Here is a 7,858-nt window from a genome sequence, read left to right on the forward strand (position 1 = left end):
CTGCTCTACACACTCGACGCCAAACCCAATGGCTCGCTCGCAGGAGTCGGAACCGACGGTGCCCTCTGGTCACAGAACACCGAAGGAACATGGCAACGCCTCGACGCGCTTCAAGGGGCCGCTCAGGCCTTCACCGCGATCGATGACGAACGCTTCATCGTTGTCGACGACCGCGGCATCGTCCAGATCACAGCCGACGACACAACCATCCTCGCCCCCGCCCGGTAGAGAACGCCACCACCAGAACGGCCACCCATGGTCCCCCGCCGCAATCCCTTCCGACGCATATCCGTCTTCATCGCGTGCACCACAGTCCTCGCCCTGCTTCTCGCCCTTGCGAGCTTCTACCTCATCGGAGCCATATTCAGATGACCCGCCACCTGCACCCAGCTCGGCACCGTCCACGAACACACGTTCCCACGCGCACCAGCCACATGTCCCCACAGCGGCGTCACGATCGCCTCGTACGTATCGGGGCCTTCCTTCTCCTGGCCGCCGTCGCACTGATCGCAACTCATCTCCTCATCGACACAACCGTTCCACACCAACGGTCACTCTGGGCATACACGCTCGGAAGCTACGAAACAGCGTTCATCCTCGCGATCGTCGGACTGGCGCTCGTGCTACGTGAACCCCCGGGAGGCGCGGATGAATCTCAATGACTACTGGACCAACGCCTTTTGGTCCGTCATCCCCACGATCGCCGTCGTCGCAGCATTCTGGTTCGTCCTGCGGTCCATCATCAGAGCCGACCGCAACGAACGAAAAGCACACGCCAAGATCGAGCAACAACTCCGCGCGGAACGAAACCAACCACGCCAACTCGCATCGACGGACGACGAGCGAGCGCAGCAAGACAAGCTACCTGAACGCCGGAAACGTCTGCCGAAAGCAGATACCGGCGAACGTTAACGGCGGGCGCACGATGACGGGCGACGCGAACTCGCCGGAAACGATCGTTTTCGGCGGGTCGTCTGCTGCACGCTCCCTCCTGCTGTGCTCACTCGCGTCTTCAGCGGGAGATTTTGGAAAGCGGAGATGGGTCCGAGGCCTCGCTTGCGGCACCACCAGTAGAACCGAATGCGAAACCACGCCGCAAACGATCGTGTACGGCGGGCGGCACCGAACCGTGAGGTTGCTCAACATTTTCTTGCGAGAGGCGAGGGGAAGTCTGCAATGTCGGACATATGAGGGATCGTGGTGACTATGAGCTGACCAGGATCGTGAGGGAACGCTATGACCGGTAACGACGAGCCCGAAGGGCATTCGTCCCCCGATCGCGTTCCTACTCTCATCGCGTGGGCAACGGATCAGGCCTGGCTGGCCGAGGCAGACCGCGATCGCGCCGAGGAACGTTTCGACCGGCTCGCTGGAGACCGCGAACTCGCGACCGCACTCCAGGCCAGCGGATACCGTGGCCGGAACTACGATCTGTTCGCGAATGAGATCGCGAAGTACGGGTGGGCTGTCATCCGCGGGTGGATCTACAAAGGGCAGATTCGTGGCGAGGTGAAGCGAAAAGGCTTCGGCGCACTGGAGCCTGAGCCCCGCCCGGGCTCGATGATCGAAGAGGCCGAGAGCCTGGCGGATGAGACGATCGTGCTCGCCCTCACCGCGTTCCGAGACAAGGTGCTCGTCCCGGGCAAGTGGGACCCCGCCAAGGGAGCTTCCCTGCGCACGTTCTTCGTGGGCCAGTGCCTTCTGCAGTTCAGCAACGTCTACAAGCGTTGGCGTCGAGAAGAGCTGCGTTCATATGCGGAGCCGCAGGCTCCGCCGCCCGCAGCGGCCTGGGCCGACGACTTCGAGGAGGGTCCGTCGACGTCGGCTGCTCCCGACGCGAGCGAGGCGGCGCACATCAAGGACGAGCTGCGTCGTGCATTCGGGAGCATCAAGGACGAGCGTGTCCGCTCAGCCTTTTATCTGAACGTGACGCATGGCTTCACGCACGCGGAGATCGGCGAGAAGCTTGGCATGACCGCGAAAGCGGTGGAGTCGGCGATCGCGCGCGCACGTCAGCAAGTACGACAGAACCGGGAGTCCGCATGAGCAGTGAATTTCGAGGCAAGATCGAGCGCTCGTCCTTCGGGACCCAGAACGCGAAGGCGGCACGCCGAACCGTTTCCGCCAACAAAGCGCAGTCGCTCGTCTCGCGATCGATGACGGGCAAGACTCAATCGAAGCAGTTGAGAGGCCGCGAGGGGAAGTGACCAGCGGCGGACATATACCGAGATGTCGGGATCACAACGGAAAAGAGCCGCCCCGCGGTAACGGGACGGCTCACAAGCCCTGAGAAGGTCAGGTCTCATCCAGAGCACTGACTGTACCGGAGTTGGCAGCCGCAGACTAGCGGCGCTCCATCTCATGGCACCCCGGCACCAATCAGTGAAGGAGTTCCCATGGGAACCGTTCGTCGCTCTGCATCCACCGGTCGTTTCGTCTCCAAGGCCGCTGCGGCCCGCTGGCCCGGAAAGACCACCACCGAACGTGTCGGTTCCGGCACGAGCAACTCGACCACGGTGCACCGCTCCGCGTCGTCGGGCCGGTTCGTCACCGAATCGACCGCCAACCGCAACCCGGGCGGCACGATCAGCCAGCGCGTCTAATCGAACCTGAGGGCCTGCACGTGCACACGTGCAGGCCCTCGTTGTGTAAGTCGAGGGCCTCCAGAACCCCGTCGGTGGCGGTCAGTAGTTCACCTTGTCGATGACGAGGTTCCCGTCGAGCATCTCGTGCGGGACGGGTCCTGCACTGGGGGAGCGGGATGGTCAGTCTCACGAGGTCGGGGTCCGCAACGGTCTCCGCGGACGCCAAGGCGTGAGCGCCCGGGACGGCAACGCCGACCGGCATCTCAATGTCTGCCGCAGCGCCGGAGCCGGCAATGTTCACCGGAAGCCGGCGGCGAGTACTGTTCACCCGAAGGCTAGTGGGGGAGCTTTCCCCTCGTTCGTTCAAGTCTGGCCTTGCGTTGCCTAGACCTTGCGACGGAAGCCGGTGGAGTCCCGAGTGACATCGGGCGACCAACGATGCGGTTCTCGCTTCACGTCGGGCCACTCGAGATCAGATCGAACGATATCCGGTCCGCGCCGGTGTGTCGGAAGCCCGTCGAAGCCGACCGGGCTGATCCTGGGCGCAGGCGACGAAGATGTGCCTACCGGCACTCCGCCTCCCTCCGGGAGTGATGATGAAGCCAGCTGAGATCGCACGGATGATCGCTCGTCGACGGTTCTCGAAAGAGTCGGAGCTGCACTGGGTGCCGCGTGATCATCGTTCGGAGACTGGCTATGCGAACAACACCTCGTTCGCACCGGTCGACCGAAGTCTCGGCCGTTTGGATTGGTCTGTCATCGACCCCATGAAGGTTCGAGTATCGAAGGGCGCCAGCCACTTCTTCACAGGATCTGAGTACTTCTGGAGTCGCACCCGCAGCCACGTGTGGTGTGAGTCTCAGTTCGAGCGCGACGAGTTGATGTGGCTCGATTATGGCGGACAGGCCGAAAGGGTGTGGTCGCAGCCGTTTGGCGTGGTGTTCGGCGTCCGCTCGCCGATGGCCGGTCATTGGCATGTGCCGGATTTCCTGTTGCAGATGTCGGACGGCTCTTATGCCGTTCGGGACGTGAGGCCAGAGGAACTCATCGACGAGTATGCGCAACTGCAGTTCGATGAGACGGCGCGAGTGTCGGCAACGCTCGGCTGGCAATATCAGGTGCTTTCCGGCCACAGCCTTCATGCGACCCGCGTGGTCGAATGGTTGTCGGCGTCGCGTCATGACCGCTGCAGGCCGCCTGCTGCCGTCAAGGACCGGATCCTCGAGGCGGCAACTCTCGGCAAGACTCGCCGGGAGTTATGCGAGCTGGCATCACCAGATTGCCCACCTCTTGCTTGCGCTTGGATTGACAACCTCGCCTGGCGCAGGCTGCTCGAGCTCGATCTGTCGGCGGTCTTCAACAGCAACACGCTACTGACTACCGCCCATCGGGAGAGAACGGACGCGATCGGTGTCTGACGAGAAGAAGCTGAAGCTCGGAGACACTTTCGACATTGACGGCGAGAGCTGGGTCTGGGTCCACATCATCCCTGGCCTAGAGGTGAAGCTCCGATCTGAGAGCGCACCCGATCGACACCTGATCATGTCCGTAGACGAGTTCCTGCTCCAGGCCGGAACAGCCCAACGGGATCGCATCGTATCTCTTCGGCCGGACGGGGATGCATGGCCGACCGACGTATGCGATATGGAAGCCCATCTCCTTGAGGCGTTCACTGGCAAGCCGATGGATCCGTTGGCCTCCGCTCCTCGGGCACAATATGACCCTGCACTGACAACTCAGAACGCACGTGTTGACGCGAAGCTGCTCGAGCTAAAAGGCACTTCACTTGGGCGAGCGCGCAGCACCTTTCACCTCCTGTGGAAGACGTACCAGCAAGGCGGTGCAGCCGGACTGAATGCCCGCATGCATCGCAAGGGCGAGCAGCGACTCGCCATCAGCCGGGCAGATCCACGGCTGGTGACGATCATCGATCGATTCCTCGATCGTCAGACGGACAAGTCGACGAGCAGCAAACGCCGGTGCGCTGTCTTGGTGAGGCGAGCGCTCGAGACCACCTACCCCGGCGATCCTTTATGTGAGATCAAGGCTCGCACCCTCCAGGGCTACATCAACGAGCGGGCTGCCGGCCGTTACAGCTTCGACAAAGCGACCACCCGGCGAAACACCGACAACAGCCCCAAGCGTCAGTACTACTCCGGGGCTGCCTATCAACTTGGGGAGCGATGCGAGATCGATTCAACGAAACTCGACGTTCTCGTCTGGGATGAGAACAGCGAGTTCCGGCCGACACTCACCGTGCTTCTCGATGTCGCAAGCCGGGTACCGCTCGCTTGGGCGATTCACGCGGACAGCCCCGGCGGATTCGACCATGCGCTCCTGCTCGCCCGGGCTGTCATCGGTCGCAAAGCCGTACCTGGTTCAGGAGCAGCCACCCTCGCAGGGTCAGCCACGTTGCCGTCCGACCTGATGAAGCAGGTGAACCCCTTCCTCACCGACGATTCTCTGGCCGTCCCATGGATCTTCCCGCGATCGATCACTATCGATGGTGGAGCAGATTTTCGGTCCCGCACGTTCAGAGATGCCTGCAGTGCGTACGGAATCCACAGGGAACTTGCCCCCTCCAGAACACCGACGGTAAAACCACACGTTGAACGCAACTTCGGCACCCTCTCGACAGACTTCGCCGCATGGCTGGCCGGTTTCGTGGGGAACTCCGTCGCCCATCGGGCCGCCAAAGACGACCCCACCCTCACCCTGGATTCGCTTCGCCTCATCCTCGACAGCTGGATAACGAACATCTACCTGAACAGGCCCCACCGTGGCTTGAAGTCGACGAGCTCCCCAGGGCGCATCTTCACCCCGAATCAGATGTACACCGAACTGTTCGCTGTAGGACCCGGCGTCCCCGTGCCCTTCGGAGTTGAGGAGTACCTCGCGCTCTTGCCCACGGAACGGCGCATGATCGGTCGCGCAGGGATCGAACTCCACAATCGCCGCTATGACTCACCCCACCTGGAAGATCTCCGCAATCGCTCCCTCACGGGCGCTGAACCGGGATCCGCGAAAGCCAGGAAATTCCCAGTGAGCTTCGACCCTTACAACGCCAATGCCGTCTGGGTGCGTCACCCAGAAACCGGTGTGTGGATCGAGTGCTGGGACATCGCTCTACGGGAGAAGACAGCACCGATGGTCGCCGAGATCGACATGAAACTCCTTGCGCGATACCCCGACGCCGCAGTCGACGATCCAGACCGCCGCCGCGAGTGGATCGACCGCGTCGAAAGTCGCGAACGAGGAGACAAACGGAAACGCACCCAGCACAAGCGAGAGCAACAGCGCCTCAAGGTCGAAGCGCAACGTGAACCAGGCCCCGCGACAACGACACCGATCCCACTACGGCAATGGGCCAAACCCATCGACATCAGCACCATCGATTGGGCATCCCCCGACATACATCTCGCCCAAGCAGAGGAGCTTGATTCATGAAGATCACCCCACTCGTCCTCCACCATGACCGCAAGACCAGCCTTGCAGGGCTTCGAGAAGCATTCGACGCCGAGCCCGCATCCCCGCCGAAGATCACCTTCCGTCAGTACACAGATCTGGACAGTGAAGCACGAGAGCTATACGACCAAGCTCGCGAAGACTTTCTCCGACTGACGCTGAGGGTGAAGACACGCGAGCAAACGGTCTGCGCTCGCATTCTGGAGGACCTCATCCGGATCAACCCTCGGCTGAAGAACTCGCGGCGCGGGCTGATGATATCCGCGCCGATGTTCTCCGGCAAGACAGAGCTCGCTCTCCTGTTGGCTCGATCCGTAGAACGAAGACACGCAGCCCAACACCCCGACTACCTCAGAGACGGAGACGCACCGGTCGTCTGGGTGGAGATGACCGAACACTCGACCGGGAAAGCTCTCCTTGCCCAGATCGTGGAGTTTCTCGCCCCCACCATCGTTCTCCCCAAACAGATCGCCACCGACAGGCTGCGGAAGCTTGCCGTCGAAGCCCTCCACCGTCACGGCACGAAGCTGCTCGTGATCGACGAAGCGCACAAGCTCGGCGGGACTGAACCCTCCAGTGTCATCAAAGCCCTCCAGAACGAGTCCTGTGCGACCGTCGTCCTGGTTGGAATCAATCTCGACCAAGCATTCAAGACGGGCGACGGCCTGCAAGTCAGCGCACGCTGCGACTTCGTCACACTCGACAAGATCGACCCCGCCGTCCAAGAGGACTTCGAACAATGGATCAAATGGGTCGCCACCTTCGACAGCTTCCTACCGCTCTGCGGGCACGCCCACGGCCTTCTCACCCGCAACGCCGGCACGCTAGTCCACGCCACCGACGGGAAACTCGCCGTTCTCGCGATGATCGTGGACCGCCTCGTCGCGTCCATCTTGCGCGACGAATCGCGCACCTCGGAGACCGTAACCCGCGAGCGACTCTTCGGGGTTCTCGATACTCTCCGGCGCACCACGCTCAACACACACAACGTCACCCTGGACGACCTGGTGGACGCCGCATGATCAGCACGCAGGCGTGGGCGAAACGACCCAAGTGGCATCATCTTGAGACGCCACGCTCCTACGCGCAGCGGCAATGCCGCGCCGCAGGAGTACCGTTCGACTTCGCCGAGAGGGCACTGACCAGCCGAGCGCAACCGAACATCCACCGCGTCTGGATCGACGACGAAGCGGCCGCTCGGACGGTCGAGGCGACGGCAGGGCGCCCAGCCGGTCATTACCTCCGCATGAAGCGTCTAGCGCAACCGGACTCCACACGGGCCTACCCGCAGCGCTTCCTGTGCCGCCTATGCAGTGCCGGGGAGACGATCGAGCAAATTCCCCACGATCGGGAAAACTTCTGTCTCCGACACCCGAGGCAGATGGTGTGGGTCGGTCCCGGAACCGAACCCGATACCCAGGTGATCGTTCCCTTCGATCCCACGCTTCGGAACGCGGAACTCTCCTTCCGTCGACTCGTCGCCACTGGTCGGGTCACCACACAACTGCACGGTCAAGTGTGGGCCATGGTGCGCGACAACGAAACGCTCTCCGCCCAGAACGCAGAGACCGGGCAGAATCCGTGCTTGATGAGCGCGGTACGCGAGATCGATCGCCGCGCACATCTGTACCGCGCGACGGTGCGCGTTCTGCAGATCTTGTCCAATCGTGCACACTGCGCACGATGGCGCACTCAGTCGGCGGCAGATCTACGACTCGACATCACCGCAACGTTGGGCCTCACCAACAGCGACATCCTCGTCGAACGCGTGATTCTCTGGCTCCGCCCCCTCCGCCGCCACACCATCC

General features: G+C 62.3%; 7 protein-coding genes and 1 pseudogene. All 8 read left to right on the forward strand.

The features are described 5' to 3' along the window. Positions 1 to 228: pseudogene (locus AX744_RS20975) on the forward strand (F510_1955 family glycosylhydrolase); the annotation flags it as partial. 420 nt (positions 229 to 648) lie between these two features. Next, positions 649 to 912 carry a hypothetical protein gene (locus AX744_RS19970; RefSeq protein ID WP_082738454.1) on the forward strand — a complete coding sequence of 88 codons (264 nt, stop codon included), beginning with the start codon at positions 649 to 651 and terminating at the stop codon, positions 910 to 912. A gap of 324 nt (positions 913 to 1,236) precedes the next feature. Next, complete coding sequence (locus tag AX744_RS08240) at positions 1,237 to 2,046, forward strand: RNA polymerase sigma factor (protein WP_061016258.1); 810 nt, start codon at positions 1,237 to 1,239, stop codon at positions 2,044 to 2,046. 350 nt (positions 2,047 to 2,396) lie between these two features. Next, on the forward strand, positions 2,397 to 2,603 hold the full coding sequence (locus tag AX744_RS08245) for a hypothetical protein (protein ID WP_017201940.1): 207 nt from the start codon (positions 2,397 to 2,399) through the stop codon (positions 2,601 to 2,603). A 575-nt stretch (positions 2,604 to 3,178) separates the two neighbouring features. Then, complete coding sequence (locus AX744_RS08250; protein WP_061016260.1) at positions 3,179 to 4,003, forward strand: TnsA-like heteromeric transposase endonuclease subunit; 825 nt, start codon at positions 3,179 to 3,181, stop codon at positions 4,001 to 4,003. After that, on the forward strand, positions 3,996 to 6,032 hold the full coding sequence (locus tag AX744_RS08255; RefSeq protein ID WP_061016263.1) for a Mu transposase C-terminal domain-containing protein: 2,037 nt from the start codon (positions 3,996 to 3,998) through the stop codon (positions 6,030 to 6,032). Before AX744_RS08250 ends, AX744_RS08255 begins: the two co-directional genes overlap by 8 nt. Then, complete coding sequence (locus AX744_RS08260) at positions 6,029 to 7,072, forward strand: TniB family NTP-binding protein (protein ID WP_061016264.1); 1,044 nt, start codon at positions 6,029 to 6,031, stop codon at positions 7,070 to 7,072. Before AX744_RS08255 ends, AX744_RS08260 begins: the two co-directional genes overlap by 4 nt. Then, positions 7,069 to 7,858, forward strand: a 790-nt coding sequence (locus AX744_RS20250; protein WP_157543556.1) for a hypothetical protein, incomplete at its 3' end; no start/stop codon positions are given. The genes AX744_RS08260 and AX744_RS20250, both read left to right, overlap by 4 nt.

This window comes from Microbacterium sp. CCH5-D1, from assembly GCF_001557335.1.
Taxonomy (GTDB): Bacteria; Actinomycetota; Actinomycetes; order Actinomycetales; family Microbacteriaceae; genus Microbacterium; species Microbacterium oxydans.

Excerpts from the sequence above, each read along its gene's own strand:
- AX744_RS19970 (WP_082738454.1), top strand. The coding sequence starts at position 649 with ATGAATCTCAATGACTACTGGACCAACGCCTTTTGGTCCGTCATCCCC.
- AX744_RS08240 (WP_061016258.1), top strand. The coding sequence starts at position 1,237 with ATGACCGGTAACGACGAGCCCGAAGGGCATTCGTCCCCCGATCGCGTT.
- AX744_RS08245 (WP_017201940.1), top strand. The coding sequence starts at position 2,397 with ATGGGAACCGTTCGTCGCTCTGCATCCACCGGTCGTTTCGTCTCCAAG.
- AX744_RS08250 (WP_061016260.1), top strand. The coding sequence starts at position 3,179 with ATGATGAAGCCAGCTGAGATCGCACGGATGATCGCTCGTCGACGGTTC.
- AX744_RS08260 (WP_061016264.1), top strand. The coding sequence starts at position 6,029 with ATGAAGATCACCCCACTCGTCCTCCACCATGACCGCAAGACCAGCCTT.